This window comes from Solwaraspora sp. WMMA2080, assembly GCF_027497395.1.
Classification (GTDB): Bacteria; Actinomycetota; Actinomycetes; order Mycobacteriales; family Micromonosporaceae; genus Micromonospora_E.
Window position 1 is genome coordinate 2,621,043 of sequence record NZ_CP114910.1, and the last position, 20,252, is coordinate 2,641,294.

The 20,252-nt window shown below is 70.9% G+C and carries 26 protein-coding genes and 1 riboswitch; of the genes, 12 read left to right on the forward strand and 14 right to left on the reverse strand.

All coding sequences use genetic code 11. From position 1 onward, the window contains the following. Positions 1-174 precede the first annotated feature (174 nt). The gene (locus O7543_RS12000; RefSeq protein WP_281553752.1) at positions 175-1,260 is read left to right on the forward strand and encodes a PP2C family protein-serine/threonine phosphatase; all 1,086 of its coding nucleotides are present in this window, start codon (positions 175-177) and stop codon (positions 1,258-1,260) included. A gap of 61 nt (positions 1,261-1,321) precedes the next feature. On the opposite strand, the gene O7543_RS12005 is transcribed toward O7543_RS12000, so the two are convergent. From O7543_RS12005 to O7543_RS12035, 7 genes are all read right to left on the reverse strand, one after another. Next, positions 1,322-2,347 carry an aspartate-semialdehyde dehydrogenase gene (locus tag O7543_RS12005; protein WP_281553751.1) on the reverse strand — a complete coding sequence of 342 codons (1,026 nt, stop codon included), beginning with the start codon at positions 2,345-2,347 and terminating at the stop codon, positions 1,322-1,324. 125 nt (positions 2,348-2,472) lie between these two features. Then, on the reverse strand, positions 2,473-3,099 hold the full coding sequence (locus O7543_RS12010) for a GNAT family N-acetyltransferase (protein WP_281553750.1): 627 nt from the start codon (positions 3,097-3,099) through the stop codon (positions 2,473-2,475). A 121-nt stretch (positions 3,100-3,220) separates the two neighbouring features. Further along, positions 3,221-3,532, reverse strand: a complete 312-nt coding sequence (locus O7543_RS12015; RefSeq protein WP_281553749.1) for a TraR/DksA C4-type zinc finger protein — start codon at positions 3,530-3,532, stop codon at positions 3,221-3,223. 457 nt (positions 3,533-3,989) lie between these two features. Continuing rightward, positions 3,990-5,333: a pitrilysin family protein gene (locus tag O7543_RS12020; RefSeq protein ID WP_281553748.1), complete on the reverse strand. Its 1,344-nt coding sequence runs from the start codon at positions 5,331-5,333 to the stop codon at positions 3,990-3,992. Beyond that, the gene (locus O7543_RS12025) at positions 5,330-6,622 is read right to left on the reverse strand and encodes a pitrilysin family protein (protein WP_281553747.1); all 1,293 of its coding nucleotides are present in this window, start codon (positions 6,620-6,622) and stop codon (positions 5,330-5,332) included. The genes O7543_RS12020 and O7543_RS12025 overlap by 4 nt, the downstream gene beginning before the upstream one ends. A gap of 64 nt (positions 6,623-6,686) precedes the next feature. After that, the gene (locus O7543_RS12030) at positions 6,687-6,920 is read right to left on the reverse strand and encodes a hypothetical protein (RefSeq protein ID WP_281553746.1); all 234 of its coding nucleotides are present in this window, start codon (positions 6,918-6,920) and stop codon (positions 6,687-6,689) included. A 55-nt stretch (positions 6,921-6,975) separates the two neighbouring features. Further along, entirely contained in the window at positions 6,976-8,130 is a 1,155-nt protein-coding gene (locus O7543_RS12035) for an alkaline phosphatase PhoX (protein ID WP_281553745.1), read from the reverse strand. A gap of 350 nt (positions 8,131-8,480) precedes the next feature. On the opposite strand from O7543_RS12035, the gene O7543_RS12040 reads away from it, so the two are divergent. Beyond that, positions 8,481-9,566 carry a 3-deoxy-7-phosphoheptulonate synthase gene (locus O7543_RS12040; protein WP_281553744.1) on the forward strand — a complete coding sequence of 362 codons (1,086 nt, stop codon included), beginning with the start codon at positions 8,481-8,483 and terminating at the stop codon, positions 9,564-9,566. A gap of 73 nt (positions 9,567-9,639) precedes the next feature. On the opposite strand, the gene O7543_RS12045 is transcribed toward O7543_RS12040, so the two are convergent. Further along, positions 9,640-9,930 carry a GlsB/YeaQ/YmgE family stress response membrane protein gene (locus O7543_RS12045; RefSeq protein WP_281553743.1) on the reverse strand — a complete coding sequence of 97 codons (291 nt, stop codon included), beginning with the start codon at positions 9,928-9,930 and terminating at the stop codon, positions 9,640-9,642. Positions 9,931-10,071: 141 nt separating this feature from the next. On the opposite strand from O7543_RS12045, the gene O7543_RS12050 reads away from it, so the two are divergent. Both O7543_RS12050 and O7543_RS12055 read left to right on the forward strand, forming a co-directional pair. Further along, positions 10,072-10,284 carry a hypothetical protein gene (locus O7543_RS12050; protein ID WP_278167595.1) on the forward strand — a complete coding sequence of 71 codons (213 nt, stop codon included), beginning with the start codon at positions 10,072-10,074 and terminating at the stop codon, positions 10,282-10,284. Between the two features lie 6 nt (positions 10,285-10,290). Beyond that, complete coding sequence (locus O7543_RS12055; protein WP_123600344.1) at positions 10,291-10,494, forward strand: hypothetical protein; 204 nt, start codon at positions 10,291-10,293, stop codon at positions 10,492-10,494. Positions 10,495-10,548: 54 nt separating this feature from the next. On the opposite strand, the gene O7543_RS12060 is transcribed toward O7543_RS12055, so the two are convergent. Together O7543_RS12060 and O7543_RS30195 are read right to left on the reverse strand one after the other, a co-directional pair. Beyond that, complete coding sequence (locus tag O7543_RS12060) at positions 10,549-10,878, reverse strand: hypothetical protein (RefSeq protein ID WP_281553742.1); 330 nt, start codon at positions 10,876-10,878, stop codon at positions 10,549-10,551. 3 nt (positions 10,879-10,881) lie between these two features. Then, positions 10,882-11,238 carry a DUF6158 family protein gene (locus O7543_RS30195; RefSeq protein ID WP_348650100.1) on the reverse strand — a complete coding sequence of 119 codons (357 nt, stop codon included), beginning with the start codon at positions 11,236-11,238 and terminating at the stop codon, positions 10,882-10,884. A 152-nt stretch (positions 11,239-11,390) separates the two neighbouring features. Here O7543_RS30195 and O7543_RS12070 point away from each other — a divergent pair, with 152 nt between their 5' ends. Then, positions 11,391-11,846, forward strand: a complete 456-nt coding sequence (locus O7543_RS12070) for a hypothetical protein (RefSeq protein WP_281553741.1) — start codon at positions 11,391-11,393, stop codon at positions 11,844-11,846. A 25-nt stretch (positions 11,847-11,871) separates the two neighbouring features. Beyond that, positions 11,872-12,201, forward strand: a complete 330-nt coding sequence (locus O7543_RS12075; RefSeq protein ID WP_281553740.1) for a DUF3817 domain-containing protein — start codon at positions 11,872-11,874, stop codon at positions 12,199-12,201. Between the two features lie 125 nt (positions 12,202-12,326). Here the strand turns inward: O7543_RS12075 and O7543_RS12080 are convergent, their stop codons facing one another. Further along, positions 12,327-12,542 carry a DUF397 domain-containing protein gene (locus O7543_RS12080; protein WP_281553739.1) on the reverse strand — a complete coding sequence of 72 codons (216 nt, stop codon included), beginning with the start codon at positions 12,540-12,542 and terminating at the stop codon, positions 12,327-12,329. A 247-nt stretch (positions 12,543-12,789) separates the two neighbouring features. Between O7543_RS12080 and O7543_RS12085 the strand changes: the two genes are divergently transcribed. Continuing rightward, the gene (locus tag O7543_RS12085; RefSeq protein ID WP_281553738.1) at positions 12,790-13,671 is read left to right on the forward strand and encodes a helix-turn-helix transcriptional regulator; all 882 of its coding nucleotides are present in this window, start codon (positions 12,790-12,792) and stop codon (positions 13,669-13,671) included. 47 nt (positions 13,672-13,718) lie between these two features. Here O7543_RS12085 and O7543_RS12090 read toward each other — a convergent pair whose 3' ends face one another. Beyond that, positions 13,719-14,153, reverse strand: a complete 435-nt coding sequence (locus O7543_RS12090) for a DUF6232 family protein (RefSeq protein ID WP_281567398.1) — start codon at positions 14,151-14,153, stop codon at positions 13,719-13,721. A gap of 542 nt (positions 14,154-14,695) precedes the next feature. Beyond that, a riboswitch (cyclic di-AMP (ydaO/yuaA leader) is annotated at positions 14,696-14,860 on the forward strand. Positions 14,861-14,903: 43 nt separating this feature from the next. Here O7543_RS12090 and O7543_RS12095 point away from each other — a divergent pair. Then, positions 14,904-15,830: an NlpC/P60 family protein gene (locus O7543_RS12095; RefSeq protein WP_281555483.1), complete on the forward strand. Its 927-nt coding sequence runs from the start codon at positions 14,904-14,906 to the stop codon at positions 15,828-15,830. A 124-nt stretch (positions 15,831-15,954) separates the two neighbouring features. Here O7543_RS12095 and O7543_RS12100 read toward each other — a convergent pair whose 3' ends face one another. Next, entirely contained in the window at positions 15,955-16,953 is a 999-nt protein-coding gene (locus O7543_RS12100; RefSeq protein WP_278174398.1) for a sigma-70 family RNA polymerase sigma factor, read from the reverse strand. Positions 16,954-17,365: 412 nt separating this feature from the next. Then, positions 17,366-18,049 (reverse strand): dTMP kinase, encoded by a 684-nt coding sequence (locus O7543_RS12105; RefSeq protein WP_281553736.1) that lies wholly within the window; start codon positions 18,047-18,049, stop codon positions 17,366-17,368. Between the two features lie 298 nt (positions 18,050-18,347). Here O7543_RS12105 and O7543_RS12110 point away from each other — a divergent pair, with 298 nt between their 5' ends. The 4 genes from O7543_RS12110 to O7543_RS12125 all read left to right on the forward strand — a co-directional run bounded on the left by O7543_RS12110 (position 18,348) and on the right by O7543_RS12125 (position 20,132). Further along, on the forward strand, positions 18,348-18,614 hold the full coding sequence (locus tag O7543_RS12110) for a hypothetical protein (protein ID WP_281555482.1): 267 nt from the start codon (positions 18,348-18,350) through the stop codon (positions 18,612-18,614). 29 nt (positions 18,615-18,643) lie between these two features. Then, positions 18,644-19,333 (forward strand): metallophosphoesterase, encoded by a 690-nt coding sequence (locus tag O7543_RS12115; protein ID WP_281555481.1) that lies wholly within the window; start codon positions 18,644-18,646, stop codon positions 19,331-19,333. 49 nt (positions 19,334-19,382) lie between these two features. Beyond that, positions 19,383-19,526 (forward strand): GPGG-motif small membrane protein, encoded by a 144-nt coding sequence (locus O7543_RS12120; RefSeq protein ID WP_199757467.1) that lies wholly within the window; start codon positions 19,383-19,385, stop codon positions 19,524-19,526. A gap of 147 nt (positions 19,527-19,673) precedes the next feature. Continuing rightward, complete coding sequence (locus O7543_RS12125; RefSeq protein WP_281553735.1) at positions 19,674-20,132, forward strand: TspO/MBR family protein; 459 nt, start codon at positions 19,674-19,676, stop codon at positions 20,130-20,132. Positions 20,133-20,252: the final 120 nt, after the last annotated feature.

Here is a 20,252-nt window from a genome sequence, read left to right on the forward strand (position 1 = left end):
CCCGGGGTCGGGAACGAAAAACCAGCGCCCTCCCCCGGTCGGTGGAATCGGCTACGCTCGCAGGTCGAAACGGCTGCGCCGGCACGAGGTGCACGGGCGGGCAGGCCGGGTAGGGAGCACGCCGTGTGGGCACGCCGGGTCAGCTGGCGTAAGCCTCTTTCGCCGGATTCGCGGGTGCCGCACCCGGCCGACCGGTCGTTGCTGCACCGCACGGAACGCTGGCGTGGAATGCCACTGGCGTTGGCGCTGATCGCGGTCATCACCGTCATCGACGTGCTGACCCAGACCAGCGCGGTCGTGCTCGGATTCCTGTCGCTGGCCCCGCTGCTCGCCGCCGCCGTCGAGAAGACCCGACGGACCGCACTGGTCACCGCAGTCGCCTGCTTCGTCGCGTTGGTCGCCGGGCTGCCCAGCGGCATGTTCGGCAGCCTTGACCATCTGCTGCGCAGCAGTGTCGTCTTCGCGGTCGGCATCGTGTCGATCTACGTGGCCCGGTCCCGGAACCTGCGGGAGGCCCGGCTGCGCCGGATGACCGAGATCGCCGAGGTTGCGCAGCGGGCGGTGCTACGCGCACCGCCGCCGCAGCTGGGCGATGTCGCCCTGGTCGCCCGGTACCTGTCCGCGTCCGAGGCAGCCAACGTCGGCGGTGACCTGTTCGCCGTCGTGGACAGCCCGTACGGGACCAGGATCATCATCGGGGACGCGTGCGGCAAAGGCCTGCAGGCGGTCCAGATGTCGGCCACCGTGATGGGCGCCTTCCGACAGTCCGCCTTCGTACAGCCGGAACTGTCCGCCGTCGCCGCCGATCTGGACCAGGCGGTGTACCGCGACGGAGTGGGTACCGGCCAGCCGGCGCAGTTCGTCACCGCCGCCCTGGTGCAGCTCACTGACGACACGCTGACCGTGATCAACTGTGGCCATCCGGCACCGGCACTGCGTCCCGCCACCGGGACGCTGGAGATCCTGGAGCCCGGTGACCGGCACCCGCCGTTGGGGCTGCGCCGCCACGCGCCGGAGCCGCTCCGGGTGACCCGACCCTGGCAGGTCGGGGACCGGCTGCTGCTCTACACCGACGGGTTGGTGGAGGCCCGCAACGGACGCGGCGAGTTCCTCGCCTCGGACCGGGTGACCGCGTGCCTGGAGCTGCCGGACCGGCAGGAGGTGCTGGACCGCGTCGTCGCCGAGCTGCAGCGGCACGCCGGCGGTCAGATCAGCGACGACGCCGCGATGCTGCTCGCCGAACGGGTCGCCGCCGACTGACGACGACCCGCCCGGCGTTGCGGCGGTAACTGTTGCGGTGCTGACTGTTGCGGTGCCGGGCTCAGGCCGCCGCAGCGATCAGCAGCTCGGCGATCTGCACCGCGTTGAGGGCTGCGCCCTTACGCAGGTTGTCGTTGGCGCAGAACAGCGCCAAGCCGTGCTCGACAGTTTCGTCGACCCGGATCCGGCCGACGTACGTCGGGTCCTGGCCGGCGGCCTGCAGCGGCGTCGGCACGTCGGACAGCGCCACACCGGGCGCGTCAGCCAGCAGCTCAGCCGCCCGTCGCGGGTCGATCGGCCGGGCGAACCGGGCATTGATCTGCAGCGAGTGGCCGGTGAACACCGGCACCCGGACGCAGGTCCCGCTCACCCGCAGCTCGGGGATGCCGAGGATCTTGCGGCTCTCGTTGCGCAGCTTCTGCTCCTCGTCGGTCTCGTCGGAGCCGTCGTCGACGATCGAACCGGCCAGCGGCAGCACGTTGAACGCGATCGGCGCGGCGAACGACCGGGGCGCCGGGAACTCCACCGCGCCGCCGGCGAAGGTGAGCGCCGCCGCCCCTTCGGCGACCTTGCGGACCTGCTCGTCCAGCTCGGCGACACCGGCCAGACCAGCGCCGGAGACCGCCTGGTAGGTCGAGACGACCAGGCTGACCAGGCCGGCCTCCTCGTGCAGCGGGCGCAGCACCGGCATCGCCGCCATCGTGGTGCAGTTCGGGTTGGCGATGATGCCCTTCGCGCGGTCGGCAGCCGCCTGCGGGTTGACCTCGGCGACCACCAGCGGTACGTCCGGATCCATCCGCCAGGCCGACGAGTTGTCGACCACCACGGCACCGGCCGCCGCGACCCGTGGCGCCAGCTCCTTCGACGTGGCCTTGCCGGCCGAGAAGAGGGCGATGTCCAAGCCGCGGTAGTCGGCGGTGGCGGCGTCCTCGACGACGATCCCGCTGCCGCGCCACGGCAGGGTCCGACCGGCCGAGCGGGCCGAGGCGAACAGCCGCAACTCGTCTACGGGCACCGCCCGCTGCTCCAGCACCTGCCGCATGACGCCACCGACCTGCCCGGTCGCGCCGACTATTCCGATCCTCATGTCACAACCCCGATCCTCATGCTGCGAAGGTTACCGACGGGCCGGGCCGGGACGGAACCGAGTTGTCCGGCGTCACCTTCCGACCCGTCGGCGTACCCCCGCGCAGTCAGTTCAGGTACACGCGATCAGTTCAGGTACCGGCGGGCCAGCTGCGGCTGGCGCCACATCGGCCAGAGCAGCGGGCCGCCGTCGGGCAGGTGGAACGGAGCCGTGGCGGTGAGCCGGTAGCCGAGCCGGGCGTACAGATCTCGGGCGCCGGGGCTGCTGGCCACCACGTAGGCGGCGCTGCCGGCGGTGTCGAAGATGGCGTGCCGGTGGTTCAGCAACGCCGTACCGAGGCCGTAGCCCTGCCGGTCCGGGGTGACCCCGAGGTACGCCAGGTAGTGGTGCTCGCCCACCGGGTGTCGTTCGGCGAGTGCGTTGTCCAGCAACCGGAACCGGTACGCGTATTCACCGCAGGTGTCGTCGAGCAGCTGCTCGTACTCCACCGGGTTCGGCAGGATCAGGCTGCACGGGCGCCAAACCGCCACCGCACTGTAGTCCTCGGTCCGGTAGATGCTGCCCTGGCGCAGCCCGTAGTCGATCAACGCCGGACAGAACCGCTGGTACACCTGCCGACGGGCGACCGGGTCCGGGATCAGCCAGGACGACTCGGGGGTGTCCAGAAATGCCTCCACCAGTGTCTTGGCCACTTGCGGGGTGTCGGTGTAGGTCGCGTAGCGGATCATCACCGACGTGTGGAGCTGGGGCATCAGCGCTCGCCTCTCTGCGGCACATTGCGGACACCCGGGTACAACGGACGACACACCGCCGTGGGTTCGAATGTATTTGCCCGCCTACCGACCGCGAGGCGGTAGGCGGGCAAGGCGGCGGTCAGCGCGTGCAGGGCACGCAGTACCGGGCGTGCGGCAGAATCTCCAGCCGTTCCCGGAGAATTTCGCCGCCGCACCGGTCGCAGCGGCCGTAACGACCCTCGGCGATCCGGTTCAACGCCTCGACGGTCTGGTCGTAGCCGCGCCGGGCGGCGACGACCAGCGCGGCCCGGGTGTGCGCTTCACCCGGGTCGCCGGTGTCGGCGGTGAGCTCGGTCAGCTGGGCCCGGTGCGTGTCCAACTGGTCGGCCAGTTGCACCCGTACCTGTTCGATCCATTCGGTGCCGCGGGTGCCGTGCAGTTCGGTGCTCATCGGGTCTCCTCGCAACAGAAAAGGGCCGAAGCTGATCCGCTTCGCCCCTGGTGGCCGTCGTCGTGATGGTGCGACGGCGCTCCGGAGGCGCCCGGCCGGTAGGGCGCGGCAGGCCCGGCCGACCAGCGACGCCGGACACGAGGACGCCCGGCGCGACGGCACTCGGCGCGAAGGTGCGCACGACGATCGGAGCCGTGACAGTCACGGCTCCGTCGCGCTGCGCAGGAGTGATCATCCGGCAACCGTAGGACACTACCGCAGGAAAGCCAACACGTTAACCGCCTAACCGGACATACCAGACAGGCGACGCGGACCTGGCGGCCCTGACGGGGCGGATCGAACCGCAGCGGCGCGTAGGGTTCCAGCGGACCGCACCCGCTCCGCACCCTGCGCCTGCTGCAACGCCGCTGAGCCCGACACCCCGGGCCCGGCGACGACACCCCTGGCCCGGTGCGGATCAGTCGGCGTCGTGCAGCTCCCCCAGGCCGGAGGCGGTCAGTTCGTCGCGGATCTTCGCCGCGTCACCCTCGACCACCAGGGTCAGCCCTTCGGCCTGCAGGTGGGTGGCGGCGGCGGCGGAGACCTGCTCGACCGTCGCCGACAGCAGCTCGTCGCGCAGCCGGGCGTGGTAGTCGTCGGGCAGCCCGTGCACGACCAGGGTCCCCAGTGCGCTGGCGATGGCCGGCGGGGTCTGCAGCTCGACCGAGAGCTGACCGGCCCGCCACGACCGGGCCACCGCCAGCTCCCCCTCGGTCACCCCGTCGGCCTGGGTACGGGACACCTCACCGACCGAGTCGATCAGGGCGGGCGCGGTGACCCCGGTCTGCACACTGGAGCTGACCGCGAAGCGCCCGAACCGGCGGGACATCCCGAAGTCCGACCGGATGCCGTACGTGTAGCCGCGTACCTCACGGATCAGGTGGTTGAGCCGCGACGTGAAGGCTCCACCGAGGACGGTGCTGGCCAGGGTCATCGGCACGTAGTCGGGGTGGGCCCGGTGCGGTGCCGGGTGGCCGAGCCGCAACGTGGACTGCACCGCGCCCGGCCGGTCGACCAGGATGATCCGCCGATGGTCCCGCAAGGTGACCGGCAACGGTGGTCCGGGCTGTGACGGCGAGCCGGTCGCCCCGGCGAAGGCGGCCACGCCGAGCGCGTCCAGGTCGATCAGGTCCAGATCGCCGGCGACCAGCAGGGTGCCGGGCCGGGTGAACCACGCACTGTGGAAGTCGACGACGTCCGCCACGGTCACCGCCGCCACCGATTCGGGGTCGCCGCTCATCGGCCGGCCGTGCCGCTGGTCGGCACCGAACAGGTCGGCGCGCAGCGCGGCTTCCGCCCGCGGCCCCGGGTTGGCCCAGTACATCCGCAGCGCGGTCGCCTCGTCGTCGCGGACCCGCTCGACATCGGACGGATCCAGCCGGGGGGTCCGGACCGCCTCGGTGAGCAGCTCGACGGCCGCGCCGAGCCGGTCGGTGCTGACCTGCACGCCCACCCGGAACGAGTCCCAGTCGACGGAGATCGACAACTCGGTGCCGAGACTTTCCAGGACCAGGGCGTACGCGGCCGAGTCCCGGGTCTCGGTGCCCTCTTCGAGTGCCTTGGCGAGAACTCCGGCCAGCCCTTCCCGGCCGACCGGTTCCCGGCTGGCACCGGCGTCCAGCAGCAGGGTCGCCACCGCCAGTCGGTGGCCGGGCAGGTGGGCGGCGACGATCTCGCCACCGGCCACGCTGCGCCGGACCACGTCCGGGAAACGGTACGGCCGGGCGGCGCCCGGTCCGGGACGCTGCGCGATGATCGTCACTGGTCGCCCTCCGGCAGGTAGCTGAGCTGGACCCGGTTGTCCGGCCGCAACAGGTGTGCGGCCTCGTCGTTGACCGCCTCGGCGGTGACCGCCAGCCAGCCCGGCAGCCGCTCCCCGGCGCGGGCCGGGTCGCCGAACTGGGTGGCGTAGCGACCGAGGGTGTCGGCCCGGCCCTCGAAGCTGGCGACCTGACGCCACCAACCGGTGGTGAGCAGCGCCTTGGCCCGGTCGACCTCAGCCTCGGTGACGCCGTCGCGGGCCACCTCGTCGAGCACCTCGGACAGGCCGTCGGCGAGCCGCTCGGCGGTCACCGTCGGCTGGGCGGTCGCGGTGATGATCAGCGGCGCCGGCGCGTGCGCCAGGTCGACGCCGTACGCGCCCAGGTAGTCGGGCTGCGCGATCCGGGCACCGTCGGCCAGCCGTTGGTAGAGCCGGCTGCCCCGGCCACTGCCCAGCACTGTGCCGAGCACGGTCGCCGCGTCGTAGGCCGAGGTCCCGAACGGATGGGTGCGGTAGGTGAAGTAGTGCCGGGCTGCCGGCACGTCGGTGGTGACCGTCTCGGTGACCGGGCCGGCCAGCGGTGCCGGCGTACGCCCGTCCGGCGCCGGTGGGATGTCGGGCCGCGCGGCGATCCCGCCGAAGTACTTGTCGGCCAGGCTGAACACCTCGTCGGCGTCGGTGTCGCCGACCACGGTCAGCACCGCGTTGTTCGGCGCGTAGTACATCTCGTGGAACGCCTGGAAGGTGGCCAGGTCGGCGGCGTTCAGGTCGTCCATCGAGCCGATCGTGGCGTGGTGGTACGGGTGCCCCGGCGGGTAGAGCAGGGGCAGCAGCCGCAGCCAGGCGTCGCCGTACGGCACGTTGTCGTAGCGCTGCCGCCGCTCGTTCTTGACCACCTCGCGCTGGTTGTCCAACGTCTCCTGGGTCAGCGCCGGCACCAGGCCGCCCATCCGGTCGGCTTCCAGCCAGAGTGCGAGGGCCAGGTGCTCGGCGGGGACGGTCTCGAAGTAGTTGGTCCGGTCCGGGTTGGTGGTGGCGTTGAGCGAGCCACCCGCGCCCTGCACCAGCTTCATGTGCTCGGTCTTGGCGACGTTGACCGATCCCTCGAACATCAGGTGTTCGAAGAGGTGGGCGAATCCGGTCCGGCCGGCGGGCTCGTGACGCGAACCCACGTCGTACCAGAGATTGACCGCGACCACCGGTGCGCTGGGGTCAGGGCTGACGACGACCCGTAGGCCGTTGTCCAGCCGGGTGGTCTCGATCGGCCAGGGGTACCCGTTGGGCGACATGCGCCCGACGTTATCCGATCGGGGGCCCGGCCGGACGCACCGGGCCGGCCGGGTGCCGTCGGGGTCAGCCGGGCGGCTCGCTGCCCGGCTGCGGACGCGGCTGCTCGCGCCGGTCGGAGTCGTCCAGGATGGCGGCGGCCTGACGCACCGGGTCGTCGCTGCCGGCCGCCTCCTCCTCCGGCAGCAGGTGGCCGGCGCGCGATTCGATCCGCTCCGCTTCGGCTTCCGCCTGACCCGTGGTGGCGGCGCCCGGTGGTGGTGAGCCGGTGAACGGGTCGTCGTCGGTGTCAGTGTTCATGGACCGAGTGACTACCCGGGCGACGGCCGAGTCATGCATTCCGCCGCCGCGTAGGTCAGGAGCGGAACGGGCCGCGTACCTCGTAGGTGATGCCGCCGGAGGACGCACCCGAGGTGCCGCGCTGCGACGAGAAGTACAGCCGGCCGCCGTCAGGGGAGAACGCCGGACCGCAGATTTCCGACGACGACTGGCCGCTGATCCGCAGAAACGGCGCGATCCGCTCGTCCGGGGTGATCAGGCAGATCTCCATGTTGCCGCCGTCCTCGGCGACGTACAGGTCACCGCCCGGCGTACCGACGATGTTGTCGACGCCGGTCAGCGGCGGGGTGCCGGAGATCAGCGAGTCGTCGTAGGCCAGGTCGATCCGCTGGGCGACCGCGTCGTACGCCCAGACCCGGTTGTCGCCCTTGGTGGTGAACCAGCAGACGCCGTCGGCGTAGTGGCATCCTTCCCCGCCGTTGAACCGTTTCGCGCCGGATACCTGGAAGCGGGTGGCGATCGGGCCGCCGTCCGGGTCCGGCACCCGGGCCCAACTGACCGGCCCGCTGGTACCGCTGCCGGCCACCAGCACCTCGAGGGTGCCGGTGGACAGGTCGCCCCAGGTGTCCGGCCGGAACCGGTAGAAGCAGCCGTTGCTCTCGTCCTCGGTCAGGTAGATCACGCCGCGGACCGGATCGGCGGCGGCGGCCTCGTGACAGAACCGGCCCATCGCCGGGCGCCGCACCGCGCCGGTGCCGCCGAGCGGGTACGTCTCGTAGACGTACCCGCGGGCCACCTCCTCGCAGGAGAGCCAGGTGCCCCAGGGCATGGCGCCACCGGCGCAGTTGCGGTTGGTGTTCGCCAGGATCCGGTACGCCGAGACCACGTCGCCGGTGGAGTCGAACCGGATCGCCGAGGCACCGCCGGTACGGGAGATCTCCGAGTTGGAGACGTACACCCAGCCGGTCCCGGCGGTGAAGCAGGCACCACCGTCCGGTGCGTCGTGCCAGACGTACGAGGTGTCGCCGACCCGCTGGCGCGACCTGGCCACGACCCGGCTGGTGAAGCCGGCGGGTAGCGCGATGCCGTTGGCGTCGGGACTGCCGAGTGGCCCGTACGGGCTGGCGCCGGGTTGCGCCGGTGCGGCGAAGGCGCCGGTCCAGAGACTGCCGGAGAAGGCGGCGGCACCAGCGCCGACCACCGTGGCACGCAGTACGCTACGACGATCCATCTCGACCTCCATCGATACTTGTGGCAATCGATGAAGCTAGATGGCGCTGGTGGCCACGGATGTCGACCGGGGTTAACGGGTGGCGAGGACCGGCCGAAGTCCGGTGGTGGCGTCCGGCAGGGGTGCCGCCCAGCGGCCGATCCGGTACAGTGTGCGTCGTGGCGCGCACGTATCGATGGTTTAGGCAGCCGGCCCTGGTGCCGGTGGCTCAGCCCTGACCTGACGTCACCCCACCAGAGCCGGCCAAGGGCAGCGGGCATCGAGCCCCTGCCCTTTCGTATGCCAACGAGCAGCCGGCTCGGCTGGGGGCGCCGGCTCCCCAGGGAGGCTGGCGGAAGGAAAGGCACCACATGAGCACCTCCATCGGCCGCGTCGCCGATCAGCGCATCGACCGGGTCGTCCCGCTCACCACTCCGGCCCTGCTGCACCACGAGCTGCCCCTCGACGACCAGCTCAGCGCGCGGGTGCTGGACGGCCGACGAGCCGTCGCCGGCGTGCTCGACGGACACGACGACCGGCTGCTGGTCGTGGTCGGCCCGTGTTCGGTGCACGACCCGGCCGCCGCCCTGGAGTACGCGCACCTACTTGCCGACGCCGCGCAACGGCACGCCGACGACCTGTTGATCGTGATGCGGGTGTACTTCGAGAAGCCCCGTTCCACGGTCGGCTGGAAGGGTCTGATCAACGACCCGGGCCTGGACGGATCCGGGGACGTCAACTCCGGGCTGCGGATCGCCCGTTCGCTGCTGCTCGAGGTGCTGCGGGCCGGGCTGCCGGTGGGCTGCGAGTTCCTCGATCCGATCACCCCGCAGTACATCGCCGACGCAGTGGCCTGGGGAGCGATCGGCGCCCGCACCGTGGAGAGCCAGGTGCACCGGCAGCTCTCCTCCGGGCTGTCCATGCCGATCGGCATGAAGAACCGCCCGGACGGCAGCGTCGCCACCGCAGTGGACGCCATCCGGGCCGCCGCCGTGCCGCACGTCTTCCCCGGCATCGACATGTCCGGGACGCCGGCGATCCTGCACACCCGCGGCAACGCCGACTGTCACCTGGTGTTACGCGGCGGTGCCGGTGAGCCCAACTACGACGCCGCGTCGGTGACTGCCGCGCTGGACCTGCTGCGGGCCGCCGGACTGCCGCAGCGGCTGATCATCGACGCCAGCCACGGCAACAGCGGCAAGGACCACCGCCGGCAGCCGTTGGTCGTCGAGGACGTCGCCGGGCAACTCGGCGCCGGGCAACGGGGCGTCGTCGGGGTGATGCTGGAGTCGTTCCTGGTGGCCGGCCGGCAGGATCTTGACCCGACCAGGGAACTGGTGCACGGACAGTCGATCACCGACGCCTGCCTGGGTTGGGACCAGACCGCCCAGGTCCTGGGGCGGCTGGCGACGGCGGTCGGGGACCGCCGGGCGGCGCTGGCCGCCGCGCAGCGGTAGCCGACAGCGCTCGCTGGTGACCATGCCCGGAGCCGGCGCGACGGCCGGCTCCGGGATCGGCAGGGGGCGAAGGTCAGCGGGTGGCTCGACGTGGGGCGTCGGTCGGCCGGTGGCCGGCCACCCGGGCGGCGATCCAGACGAAGAACACCGCCAGCGCGACCTGGATCGCGTGCCGCAGCCAGTCGATCCCGGCGGTCTCGCCGATACCCAGCCAGGCGGCGATCACACCGCCGAGCAGGGCGGCGGCGATTCCGACGCCGATGGTCAGCCAGACCGAGATGTTCTGCCGCCCGGGTAGCAGCAGACGTCCCAGAGCGCCGATGATCGCGCCGGCGACGAGCGCCCACAAGATGGTGCCGATCATGAGTCCACCTCCTGGCCCGAGCGTAGGTGCCCGGATCGGACCGGGAGGGCGGAACGCCGACGGTCGCCAGGATGAAACCGGCGATCCGGCTCGGTGCGTGGACCGTTGTTTGCCGTGCCGCGTGCGGGGTAGCAGGCGGGGGTGACCGATGAGACGTCCCGTGCCGAGCTGTACGCGCTGCTCGACGACATCTACCTCGGCAAGGAACGGGTGAGCCGCGCCGAGATCGCCCGTCGGGCGGTCGCCGCTGAGCTACCCGCTCACCTGCTGACCAGGATCAACGCCCTGCCAGAAGGCGAATACGCCCAGGACGAGGCGGAAGAGGTCCTGCATTCCTCCACGGAAGGCGCCTGATCACTGATGGACGAACACCAGAACCGACCAGCCGCCGCCCTCGGCCAGACCCCGGACGGCCAGCCGCCCGAGGACGACCCGGACTTCGCCGGCGAGCACGACGACACGGCGGTCTCCCACGACATCATCGAAGGCACCGACCGGGACCGGGAGCCGGAGACGCCTCGCGGCTGGTCCGGGATGGAGAAGCCCGGGTTCACCGCCGACTGAAAATCCACCCCGGCGGCCATCCGGCGTTGACGACCGGTCGTTGACGACCGGTCGTCAACCGGCGTTCAGGTTGTCGGTGACCGCCCGGACCAGGCTGGTCAACGTCTCGTCGGCGAGCCGGGTCAGCTGCTCGTGCGGCAGGTCGCAATCCAGCTCCAGGTGGAGCATGGCACCACCCGCCTGCACCGGGTACACCTGCACCACGGCAGCCCACGGGCCGCCCGCCGTAGACCACCGGGCCTGCAGGTGGTCGCCGTGGGCGGGTTCCGCCGACGCCTGACGCAGCGGCCCCGGAAGCCAGGCGGCCCGGCGGTCGGGGTCGGTCGCGGTGCCGAACGCCACCTCAGGGGGCGCGGAGACACCGCGTTCGGCGTACGCGGGCACGACTCACCTCCCGTGCCGCAACCGTGCGGCCTCGACCTCGCGGCCCGGGTGCCGGGTGAGGTACTCGGTCTCCAGGTCGGCGGTGCGGTGCAGGTGGTTGGCCAGCGCCGCGTCGGTACCGTGCCGCAGCGTGTCCAGCCGGGTCCGGTGCAGGCTGCCGATCTCACGGAGCAGTTCGTCGTCGGCCAGCTCCACCGGGTCGATCCCGGTTTCGTCGATCGTGTCGACCCAGGTCTGGGCACCCGGTCCGCCCGGTGCCGACCAGGGCCGGTCGGCACCGGGCGGATGGTCCGGCCGGGGTTCGAATGGCCGACCGGCCGCTGCCGGGGAGTAACTGCCGTACCGCGCTGAATCCGTCATCTCCGGCCTCCGGGGAGTCGACGAGGCATTACCGTCGTAGGGTTCCCCTGCTGGCCGGCGGCAAACACCGGGCACCCGGCTTGCCGGCGGTCACGCACCTGACTACGACGGCTCGTCGGAGAAGCCGACGGCCGGCCGGTACGCTTCCCTGCATGCGGCAGCTGTGGACCCCGGCGTGGATCCTGCGGCACCTGGTGGCGGTGGCGCTGGTGACGGGCTTCCTCGCGCTCGGCTGGTGGCAGATCAGCCGGGCCGCCGCCGGTAACACGCTGAGCTGGGCGTACGCGGTGGAATGGCCGGTTTTCGCGGCGTTCGTGGTGTTCATCTGGGTCCGCGAGGTGCGCCAGGCCCGCCGGGCCGCACCCGGCTCGAACGACGGGTCGCCGTCGCCGCACAGCCGGGCACCGCACAGCCGGGCACCGCACAGCCGGGCACCGCGGCGGAGCGGGCACCGGGACGAGGCGTTCGGCCGACCGGTACGGGTCCGGTCCACCGCCGGCGCGACCGTTGCTCCCGGCCCGGAGGATCCGGACCTGGCCGCCTACAACGACTACCTGGCCTGGCTGAACGCGAACCCGCACGCCAGGGCTGGCGACTACCCGGGCTGACCGGAAGAGAGAAGGACGGACGACAGTGTCAGGCGCACTCACCCGGTACCGACTGATCGCGTACGTGGTCGGCGTGGTGCTGATCCTGCTGATGGTGGTCGGCATGCCGTTGAAGTACCTGTTCGACCAGGCCATCGTGGTCGAGACGGTCGGGCCGGCGCACGGGTTCCTCTACATGGTCTATCTGGTCGCCGCGTTCGACCTGGCCCGACGGGCCAACTGGTCACTCGGCCGGATCCTGGCGATCATGCTGGCCGGGACGGTGCCGTTCGTGTCGTTCTACGCCGAGCGGGTGGTCGTCCGTTGGGCGGGCGGGCAACCGCGTACCGAGCCGGACAAGGTGTTCTCCGGCTGACACCGGGCGGGCGGTGGCCGGCTGACAGCGCCCCGGGCCGGGCCGGCACCGGTCGGGCCGACCCGGCCGGGGCGTACGGCCGACGTTGCCGGCGGCCGTGGTACCGAGCCATGTGCGGCGTCGGATCAACCCGTGGTGTGGCCGCCGGAGCTGGTCGGTGCACCGGACAGCCCGGCGACGAATGCCGACCAGGCAGCGGCCGAGAATTCCAGGTGCACTCCGGGGTCGGTGGAGTTGCGCACCCCGACCGCCGGGCCGATCTCGGCTACCTCAACGCAGGTCGTCGCCTCGCAGCGGCGACTCTTACGCCACGCCGGACCGGCAGTGCTGGTCACAGTCACCCAGACTCCTTAATAAGGATAAATCAGTAGATTTGCCATCAGAGCACGCAGGCAATCGGGCGGACTGTACCAGTTCTCGATCTTGCTGACGCGACTGGGCGACACCGGGAAAGCCGGCGGAACCGCCGTCCGGACCATGCGGAGGGGCCGGCCGTCCTTAGCAGACCTGACGGCGGCGGTGTAGCGTGCAACAGGGTGGCAACCAGCCAGGTAGCACACTGCTAGGCACTCCCCCGGAGCGTTTCCCATGTCTGCCCGACACCAGGGCCCGACCATCGGGCGTCGCCGGCTGCGTGCGGCGCTACGCCGGGCACGCGAGGCCGCCGCGCTGACCCAGGACTACGTCGCCGCTCAAATGGACTGGTCGCTGTCGAAGCTGATCCGGATCGAGTCGGGGTCGGTCAGCATCTCGACCAACGACGTCAAGGCCCTGCTGGACCTGTACGGCGTACGCGACCAGCAGCAGGTGCAGGATCTCGTCGAGTTGGCCCGGGCGGCACGACGGCGCGCCTGGTGGAGCGGATACAAGGACCGGGTGCCGGCCGCCTACGCGGCCTACATCGGTCTGGAGGCGGAGGCGTCGGCACTGCGCTACTTCCAGCCGATCAGCTTCCCCGGCCTGCTGCAGACCGAGGAGTACGCCCGCGCGGTGATCCCGGCCGACGGCCCGCACCACGTACCGGCAGCCGAGATCGAAGGACGGGTGCAGATCCGACTGGCCCGCCAGCACGAGGTGCTGTTCGGCGCGGACCCGCCGCAGATCGAGGTGATCATCGACGAGGCGGCGCTGCGCCGGATGACCGGCGGCCCGCGGGTGCTGCGCGAGCAGCTCCAGCACGTGGCGAAGATGTCCGCGGCGCCCCACATCACGGTCCGGGTGCTGCCGTTCACCGCCGGGAGCAACACGGTGCTCGGTCCGTTCGTCATCCTGCACTTCGCCGACCAGGCCGACGCCGATGTGGTGTACGTGGAGAGCGCTCTGGTCGAGGAGGTCATCGACCGGGCCGACGAGGTCCGGCCGTACCAGCATGTCTTCGACCGGCTACGGGCGGAATCCCTGTCGCCGGCCGACTCGGTGGCGATGCTGCACGACCTCGCCCGTCGACTGGACGGGCCGGATGCGGGCTGACCGACGTTGACCAGCCCGCCGACGACCGCCACGGCGGCCGGGTCCGCTCACCGCTGGTCGGGCATCCACGGCTCGATGGTGACCGGCTCGGACAGACCGGCCAGCCGGGACATCTCCCGGGCCCGCATCAACGCCCGGCTCACCTGGCCGTACTGGCGTTCGTCGTCGGTGCTGAACAGCAGCACCAGCAGTCCCTGGTGGCGGCCCCATAGTTCGTACGCCCGCGGCCGCAACCGGTCGCCGAGCCAGGCGACCGCCACCGGCACGAACGCAGCCGCCAGCATGGCGAGGTAGGCACCCGCGCTGACCTCATCCAACCCGCGGGTGTAGCCGACGGTCACCGCGACCGCCGTCAGGGTCACGGCGGTCGCCGCGATCACCCGGCCGGTGAGACGGTCGCGGGCACCTCGTGCGGTCCGGAGTTCGGTGAGGTCGCGGACGGCGAACCGCCGGCCGGCCACGACGAACCATTCACCGGTCACGCAGATACCGGGCTGCCGGTAGAAGGCCCGTCCGACACTGGGGCCGGACGGGGCGGGTACCGGGGAACCGCGTCGGGGTGGGGTCTGGCGAGTAGCACGCATAGCTGCCTCCGAAGGGCTCGTGCGGCGCTGACCTTGCGGGTCCATTGTGCAAACAGCAAGCTACTCGATGGAAGGTAGTCATTCTGCCACCTAGCAGAATGACGTACGGCAGGCCGCTTCCTGGATGGCGAATCAGACCTTCCATCCCCATTTATCCGTATAGCACAATGACAACAACCGCGTAGACCGACTAATGACGCATTATTCGCAGTTGATCAACCGCCCGCCAATGACGACGCACCGCAGTCGACCGATTACACGAAGGCAGGGAGATGTTGCCCAGAGCAGCCAGCCGTCACATCCAGTAACTGTCACCGGGCCCCAGTCAGTTCCATGCCGCGGATCACGATCGCAGCACTTTCCGGGTCGCAACCCTTGCGGCTAAGTTGGACCGGCTGGTCCGGTCGCCAGTCACCGGGAGGCGGTGATGCCGGTCCAGTGCCGCCGAATCGCCGTAGCGAGATTACCTGGCGTTACAGCCAGTGATTCCACGGTCGCGATCCGGGGACCCACCGGCACCTGGGGTGAATCCGCGGTCCACCGCGGTAGGGCGAACTTCCCGCCCGAATCCGTCAGCTAACCCGGTAGGCGGCCAGGAAGAAGGGTTCTGCGTTCTTGTCAACAGCGCGGATTCTGCTGCGCACCCTGATGCTGACCGGCGTAAGCCTCGGCCTGGTGGTACCGGCGACCGCCGCGACCGCCCAGCCGACGGTCAGCGAACTCACGCAGCAGATCGACAAGGAATCCGAAGAGCTGGCCAAGGTCGTCGAGTCGTACAACCGGCTCAGGGAGGAGGCCAAGGCCACCCGGACGGCGGCCGAGGACATCGACGCCAAGCTCGGCCCGCTGCAGGCCGAACTCGCGGCAGCGCAGACCGAGGTCGGTCAGATCGCGGTCAACGCGTACAAGACCGGCGGGTTGAGCACCGCGACCGCCCTGCTCGACGGCACCTCCGGCAGCTTCATCCACCGGCTCGGCACCCTGGACCACCTGGCCCGGGACCGGCAGCAGCGGCTCAGCGAGTTCACCAGCACCCAACTGACCTACCTGGCCGAGCAGGAGAAGCTGCAGGCAGCCCTGAAGAAGCAGGACGCCCAGGTCAAGGAGCTCGCCGACCGCAAGAAGAGCATCGAAGCGGACATCGACGAGCTGATGGACAAGCGGGAACGGGCGTACGGTGCCGCGAGCGAGACCGGCTCGTCGTACACCGGGACCGTACCGTCGGTGTCCGGTGCCGCCGGCTCGGTCGTCGAGTTCGCCTACGGAGCCATCGGCAAGCCGTACGTCTGGGCCGCCAGCGGCCCGAACGGCTACGACTGCTCAGGCCTGACGCTCGCCGCCTGGCGTACCGCCGGCAAGAGCCTGCCGCACAACGCGGCGATGCAGTGGGACGTGGTCGCGAAGATCAACCGTGGCGCACTGCAGCCCGGTGACCTGGTGTTCTACAACGGTCTCGCCCACGTCGGCCTGTACGTCGGCGGTGGACAGGTGATCCACGCTCCCACCTTCGGCCGCACCGTCGAGCTGGCCAGCGTGGACATGATGCCACCGTACGGCTACGGCCGGGTCCGCTGACCCGGTCGCTCGCCCCGACGAACTGCCGACGGCCCGGCATCCGCTAGCGCGGATGCCGGGCCGTCGGCAGTTCGTCGGTAGTCTGTCGGTTCGTCGGCGGGTCAGGTCGCCTGCGGTCAGTTCGTCAGGCGGCCTGCAGCCCTTCTGCCCGGGCCAGCTCCCGCAGCCGGCCCAGTGCCTGGATCTCCAGCTGACGGATGCGCTCCCGGGACAGCGAGAAGCGCGACGCGACCTCGGTCAGCGAGTGCTCCCGCCCGTCCTCCAGGCCGTACCGGGCCCGCATGATGCCGGCGGACCGGTCGTCCAGGTGGTTGAGCAGGCCCTCGATCCGCTGCCGCTCCAGCCCGGTCAGCACGATGTCCTCCGGCGACGGGGCGTCGCTGTCGGCCACCAGGTCGCCCAGGTTGGTGTCGCCGTCGTCGCCGACCGGGGTGTCCAACGACACCGTGTCCTGCGACCACCGCACCAGCTCGTGCACCCGTTCGACCGGCACGCCGAGCGAGGCGGCGATCTGCTCCGGCTCGGGGTCCGAACCGAGCTCGCGGGTCAACTGGCGGGCGACGTTGCGCATCCGGTTGACGTCCTCGACAAGGTGCACCGGAAGCCGTACGGTCCGCTCCTGCTGGGCGATCGCCCGGCTGATGGCCTGCCGGATCCACCAGGTCGCGTAGGTGGAGAACTTGAAACCACGCTCGTAGTCGAACTTCTCCACCGCGCGGACCAGACCGGTGTTGCCCTCCTGGATCAGGTCCAGCATCGGCATCCCGGACCGGACGTAGCGGCGGGCGATCGACACCACCAGACGCAGGTTGGCCCGGATGAACAGGTCCTTCGCCCGCTCGCCCTCGACGACCAGCCGCTCCAACTCCTCGCGGCTCACCCCGGCCCGCGGCACACCCTGCTCCAGCAGGTGTTCCGCGTACAGGCCGGCCTCGATCGCCTTGGAGAGGTCGACTTCCCGGGCCGCGTCGAGAAGCGGCGTGCGGGAGATCTCATGCAGGTAGACGCCAACGAGGTCCCGCTCCTCGGCGACCTCGTCGGTCCGCAAAGCCATCGTCTTCTCCACGTTGCTCACGGTCCCCTCGTTAACCCCACGTCGTGCCCTGTCACCTGCGATGCGCATCTCCATCAGCCTCTCCCCCGTCACGTCTGCCTCCGATCCGGCGAACCTGATGTGGCAGGCCCCGCCGTATGGCGCCGACACCTACACAACAGATGAGACGCGTCAGGGATTCCGTCTCGTGAGTCGAAGCTGACACGATTGCCTGAATAATTGCTGTGAACGGGATTGGCGTTTCCTGCCAGGCTCCTCGATCGCCGCGCCGCGTCGGGCCGGCCGACGGCCCGATTCATTGAGGTCGGCGGGGTGTGGCAGGCTTCCAGCACACCACGACACCTGGCAAGGCGCAGCGATTCCCGTCACTACCCCTCCTGCGATCCTCGTCACTGCCCGCCGGCCGGTTGGTCCTGGCCAGGAGTACGGCCCGAGCGGGTTGCACGGTTCATCACCGCCCGGGCAGGCACCGACGATCGGGTCACGACGCGCGCGAATCGTCCTGATCCGGCCACCACGAGGCGCCGGCCGGCCGCCCGTCGGTCAGCCGCCCGTCGGTCAGCCGCTGCCGGATCTTTGCAGCGACCTGGGCGGCCGGGCCCCGGGCGTCGATCACCACGAACCCGGCGGCCTCCGGCAGCGACCCGTAGGCCGCCGCGCTGGTCGCCAGGAACTCCAGCGACTCGTGGTCGGTGCCCCGAGCGTCGATCCGACGGGCCGCTTCGGCGGGCGGCAGCCAGAGCAGGAACGTCACGTCCGGTCGGGGAAACACCCGGTACGCCAGCCGGGCGAGCCGTTCCCAGCGGCCGGCGCCGTGGGTGCGGATGCTGGCGTACTGGCATACCGCGTACCGGTCCATCACCGCGATCACTCGACGCGAGCCGAGCACCGACCGGGCGATCGCGAGCCAGCGCAGCAACGCCTCCAGGAACATCAGCCCGCCACGGCCGACCATCCGCCGGGCATCCGGGCGGCCGATCCGGACCGCGAACCGGTCGAGCCAGCGTCGACCGCCGGCGTTGCGCCAGTACCGGGCGGGCCGGCCGGCGGCGGTCAGCGCCTCCGCCAGCAGGTGTGCCTGAGTGGTCTTGCCGACCCCGTCGATGCCCACCAACGCGATCCGTCGCAGCCCGTCCGGCGGCGACCAGGCCGGATCGGCGTCCACTGTGCTCCCTGCGGGGTCCGGTGGCGGGCATGGCGGCACGGCTGACGACGTGGACTGTACGGGCGACAGCGGGCGAGACGCGGGCCGGGACGGTGATGGTGGTGACGGTGGCGCATGGGTCACTGTGACGAGCACCTTCCCAACGGTAGCGAGCACGTGCACGTCGTCACCCCGCTCGCCCACTGCCACGCGCCGCGCCGCGCCCGCACGCACGAACCGGCCGGGAACGGGTATGCCACCGACGTGCACCCGACGACAGCCAGGAGGTGGGGCAATGACCCGGACATCGGGGCAGTCGATGCGACAGACCGGGCCGGACCGGCTGGACGGCTACACCGAGGCGGCGGTGCAGCGGATGCTCAGCGAGCACGCCGACATCGCCGAGCAGGGGGTGGGTGTCTCCCGCCGGGACCACAGCCTGGCGCTGTGCGGCGAGGTCGAGAGCGCCCACCGGCGGGCGGAGATCGTCCGGCTGGTGGCCGAGCGCTTTCCCGGCGTACGCCTGATCGTCGACATCGTCGTCAGTCGGACCACCGCGCCCACCGAGGCGGAGGAGTTGTCGTGATCCGCGTCGCGGCTGTCGGAGACGTGCACATGGACAGCGACGTGCTGGGCCGGTTCCGGCCGGCGTTGGCGCAGCTCGGCGACCGGGCCGACGTCCTACTGCTGGCCGGCGACCTGACCCGCCACGGAACGGAGTCGCAGGCGCGGTGCGTGGCCGACGAGTTCGGGGATCTGCCGGTCCCGGTGGTGGCGGTGCTGGGCAATCACGACCACCACTGTGACCAGGTGCCGCAGCTGGTCGGGATACTCAACGACGCGGGGGTCACGGTGCTTGACGGCGACGGCGTGGTGGTGGACTGCCCCGGCGGCCGGCTCGGGGTGGCCGGGGTCAAGGGGTTCGGCGGCGGGTTCGCCGGGCGGTGCGCCAGCCGGTTCGGTGAGCCGGAGATGAAGGCGTTCGTCGCCACCACGGCGGACGCCGCCGACCGGCTAGGGGCGGCGCTGGTCGACCTGGACTGCGATGTACGGGTGGCGTTGACCCACTATTCGCCGGTGCCGGAGACGCTCACCGGCGAGCCGCCCGAGATCTACCCGTTCCTCGGCTCCTACCTGCTGGCCGAGGCGATTGACGCGGCACCGACCGACCTGGCGGTGCACGGTCACGCCCATTTCGGCACGGAGCGGGGCACTACACCCGGAGGGGTACAGGTCCGTAACGTCGCCCATCCGGTGATCAAACAGGCGTACAGCGTGTATTCGCTCGCCGGGTCGGTCCCTTGACCAGACCGGTGAAGGTTTCCGTCGCCGGTCGCAAGGGTATTCAGCGGCCATGGAGCTACTTCTCTGGATTCTCGCAGTCGTCCTGGTCGTCGCCGGCGTTCTCGCGCTGTTCCGTCGGCAACTGCTCTGGGGCATCGTACTGATCGTCGTCGGGCTGCTCGTCGGTCCCGGCGGCGTGAGCCTGTTCGCTTGACGGTGCCGGGCGAACCCCCGGCTCCTTCGACCGACATCGACCTGACCACATCGACCCCGAGCCTGCCGGGGCCGCCGGAACCGGCCCGGTCCTCCCCACCGTGGACCGGCGCCGGCGGCCCCGGCCTGATCTGTTCCTGGAGTCGCGATGCGCTCGTGGTGGGGTTTCCCGGTGTTCCTCGGCCTGGTGGCGGCGGCCGCAGCGGTCGGGGCGTTCGCCGCCCGCGACGCCGGTTCCCGTTACGCCGAACTGGTCCAGCCGTCCTGGGCACCGCCGTCCTGGCTGTTCAGCCCGGTTTGGACCATCCTGTACGTGCTGATCGCCGTCGCCGGATTCACCGTCTGGCGGCGCGCCGGCGTCGGCCTGGCGATCGCCAGTTGGCTGGCCCAACTGGTGCTCAACGCCGCCTGGACACCGCTGTTCTTCGCCGCCGGCCGGTACGGTCTGGCGTTCGCTGAGATCGTGCTCCTCTGGCTGCTCGTCGGTGCCACCGTGGTGCTGTTCTGGCGGGTGTGGCGACCAGCCGCCCTGCTGATGGTCCCGTACTGGGGCTGGGTCACCTTCGCCGCCGCGCTGAACCTGTCCATCTGGCAGCTCAACAGCTGAGTAGCGGGTCAAGGTTTCCGAATCGTTACTGGCTCGTAGCTGGTCAGGACTGGACGCGCTTCCATTGCAAGCGCTTACATATGAAGACGCCCAGACAGCAACCGACCGGCGCAGCCAGAC

What these genes read in the sequence shown, in the direction of transcription:
- O7543_RS12005 (WP_281553751.1), bottom strand. Translation starts at nt 2,347, where the DNA reads ATGAGGATCGGAATAGTCGGCGCGACCGGGCAGGTCGGTGGCGTCATG.
- O7543_RS12010 (WP_281553750.1), bottom strand. Translation starts at nt 3,099, where the DNA reads ATGCCCCAGCTCCACACGTCGGTGATGATCCGCTACGCGACCTACACC.
- O7543_RS12015 (WP_281553749.1), bottom strand. Translation starts at nt 3,532, where the DNA reads ATGAGCACCGAACTGCACGGCACCCGCGGCACCGAATGGATCGAACAG.
- O7543_RS12025 (WP_281553747.1), bottom strand. Translation starts at nt 6,622, where the DNA reads ATGTCGCCCAACGGGTACCCCTGGCCGATCGAGACCACCCGGCTGGAC.
- O7543_RS12030 (WP_281553746.1), bottom strand. Translation starts at nt 6,920, where the DNA reads ATGAACACTGACACCGACGACGACCCGTTCACCGGCTCACCACCACCG.
- O7543_RS12035 (WP_281553745.1), bottom strand. Translation starts at nt 8,130, where the DNA reads ATGGATCGTCGTAGCGTACTGCGTGCCACGGTGGTCGGCGCTGGTGCC.
- O7543_RS12040 (WP_281553744.1), top strand. Translation starts at nt 8,481, where the DNA reads ATGAGCACCTCCATCGGCCGCGTCGCCGATCAGCGCATCGACCGGGTC.
- O7543_RS12045 (WP_281553743.1), bottom strand. Translation starts at nt 9,930, where the DNA reads ATGATCGGCACCATCTTGTGGGCGCTCGTCGCCGGCGCGATCATCGGC.
- O7543_RS12055 (WP_123600344.1), top strand. Translation starts at nt 10,291, where the DNA reads ATGGACGAACACCAGAACCGACCAGCCGCCGCCCTCGGCCAGACCCCG.
- O7543_RS30195 (WP_348650100.1), bottom strand. Translation starts at nt 11,238, where the DNA reads ATGACGGATTCAGCGCGGTACGGCAGTTACTCCCCGGCAGCGGCCGGT.
- O7543_RS12070 (WP_281553741.1), top strand. Translation starts at nt 11,391, where the DNA reads ATGCGGCAGCTGTGGACCCCGGCGTGGATCCTGCGGCACCTGGTGGCG.
- O7543_RS12085 (WP_281553738.1), top strand. Translation starts at nt 12,790, where the DNA reads ATGTCTGCCCGACACCAGGGCCCGACCATCGGGCGTCGCCGGCTGCGT.
- O7543_RS12095 (WP_281555483.1), top strand. Translation starts at nt 14,904, where the DNA reads ATGCTGACCGGCGTAAGCCTCGGCCTGGTGGTACCGGCGACCGCCGCG.
- O7543_RS12100 (WP_278174398.1), bottom strand. Translation starts at nt 16,953, where the DNA reads ATGCGCATCGCAGGTGACAGGGCACGACGTGGGGTTAACGAGGGGACC.
- O7543_RS12110 (WP_281555482.1), top strand. Translation starts at nt 18,348, where the DNA reads ATGCGACAGACCGGGCCGGACCGGCTGGACGGCTACACCGAGGCGGCG.
- O7543_RS12115 (WP_281555481.1), top strand. Translation starts at nt 18,644, where the DNA reads ATGGACAGCGACGTGCTGGGCCGGTTCCGGCCGGCGTTGGCGCAGCTC.
- O7543_RS12120 (WP_199757467.1), top strand. Translation starts at nt 19,383, where the DNA reads ATGGAGCTACTTCTCTGGATTCTCGCAGTCGTCCTGGTCGTCGCCGGC.
- O7543_RS12125 (WP_281553735.1), top strand. Translation starts at nt 19,674, where the DNA reads ATGCGCTCGTGGTGGGGTTTCCCGGTGTTCCTCGGCCTGGTGGCGGCG.